Genomic DNA, 427 nt, shown 5'->3' with positions numbered 1-427 from the left:
GGAGACGATTCGCCTGCAATTCGTCCCCATTCTGCGAGAAACAGCCCGATTTTGGCCAAATCGCTGCAGTGAACCGTGATGGAGCAAAGCCGAAAGTACAGGTCGAGCGCATCCTCCACATCCCCTTCGAGAACGCCGGTGCTTTTCATGAAATAAGCGAGCGAGCGGTTTCGATCCCCCGTCCTTTTTTCCGAAGCATACACGTTCTCATCCAAGGCAATTTGCTCGTTGCCGGTGATCCGGTGCAGCAATCGGCACACCCGTTGGAAGCGTTCCTTCACATCGCTGCCATCGATCAGTGAGGCCACTGCAATCGCTCCTGCATTAATCATCGGGTTGAGCGGTTTGTGCGAGTTCATCGTCTCCAATTTGATAATCGAGTTGAAAGGATCGCCGCTTGGCTCCATGCCGACTTTCGCAAACACTT

Annotated in this window: 1 protein-coding gene; it reads right to left on the bottom strand. The window is 53.4% G+C overall.

Going from position 1 to position 427, the window contains the following annotated elements:
• On the bottom strand, positions 1 to 427 hold a 427-nt coding region (locus EDM56_RS31120; RefSeq protein ID WP_148040463.1), incomplete at both ends, for a glutaminase.

The organism is Brevibacillus fluminis (genome assembly GCF_003710825.1).
Taxonomy (GTDB): domain Bacteria; phylum Bacillota; class Bacilli; order Brevibacillales; family Brevibacillaceae; genus Brevibacillus_D; species Brevibacillus_D fluminis.
The sequence above is the reverse complement of the archived record's forward strand: the minus strand, read 5'-3'. Positions and strand labels throughout refer to the sequence as shown.